The following is a 1,082-nucleotide window of genomic DNA, read 5'->3' as shown; positions in this document are numbered from 1 at the left end:
CCACGGCCCGCCCGCCGTCCGGCCACCCTGCGGCGGCCCCCGCCGGGGGGCGGGGGGGCGGGCGCGGGGCCCCCCCCGCGGGGGGCCGCCCCGCCCGCCCCCCCCCCCCCGCCGCGGCCGGCCGCGCCCCCCCGCCCGGCCGAGCCGCCCCCGCCAGGGGCGTTCACTGGCCCGTCGCCGCCCGCTGCCAGATGCGGCCGAAGGTGAACCGCGCCGCCTCCACCTCGTGTCGCTGGTCGGCGTGGAGCACGCCGAGTGCGTAGGCCGTGGCCGGGGCGATGCGTGGGGTGCGGGCCGCTGCTGCTGCGGCTGCTGCCGCCTCCGCCGCGTCGCGGTGGCGTTCCAGGGCCTGGCTCGCGGCGAGCAGCCGTACCGCCAGCGTGGGTTCGGCCTCGGTGGGGCCGGTGCCCAGCGGCTGGTGCTCGTCCAGCACCTCAAGCGCGTACCTGCCGACCCGCACCAGCCTGCGCACCTGGTGCCACGGCGCGTCCTGGCCCTCACTGGCTGGCGGGGCGTCCGCGGTGGCGGTCGCGGCCAGGCCGTGGGCGAGCGCGTCGGCGTTGTACGGGTGGCCGGCGCGGGACAGCGGCAGCGCCTCGACGGCCTCCAGCAGGCGGCGGTGGGCCAGTTCGGCGAGCGGCGGCAGCGCGGTGTCGGCCGGTTCGTCGGCCGCGGTCGGGTCCAGTGGGACCTCGGAGGCCAGCAGCGCGACGGCGTCGGCGACCGCGTGGAAGCGGGAGGAGCCGAGGGCCTGGAGCGCGGCCGTGTGGGCGCGCGTCCTGGCCAGCGTGAGTTGGCGCTCCAGGAGGGCACCGGCGCGGGCGGCGCCCACCGTCAGGGCGCCCGCGCGGGCGTCGTCCCGGTCCGCATCGCCGCGGGCGGCCGGCCCGTTCGACCCGGCGGCCCCGGCAGCCGCCGCCGCCGCCCCCCTGCCCCGGGCGGAGCGCTCGGCGGCGCGGCCCGGCGGGCCGCCCCCCCCCCCCGGGGGCCCCCCCCCCGGGCGCGGCCGCCGGGGGGGGGGGGCGGGGGGGGGGCGGGGGGGGGGGGGGGGCGCCCCCCCCCCCCCGGCGCCCCCCCCCCCC

The 1,082-nt window shown here is 84.4% G+C and carries 1 pseudogene; it reads right to left on the bottom strand.

The annotated features are described in order from the left end of the window. Positions 1-163 precede the first annotated feature (163 nt). Positions 164-1,082, bottom strand: a pseudogene (locus AAHZ94_RS34460) (CHAD domain-containing protein); the annotation flags it as partial.

Origin of the sequence: Streptomyces sp. HSW2009, from assembly GCF_040240285.1 — a bacterium.
Classification (GTDB): domain Bacteria; phylum Actinomycetota; class Actinomycetes; order Streptomycetales; family Streptomycetaceae; genus Streptomyces.
The sequence above is the reverse complement of the archived record's forward strand: the minus strand, read 5'-3'. Positions and strand labels throughout refer to the sequence as shown.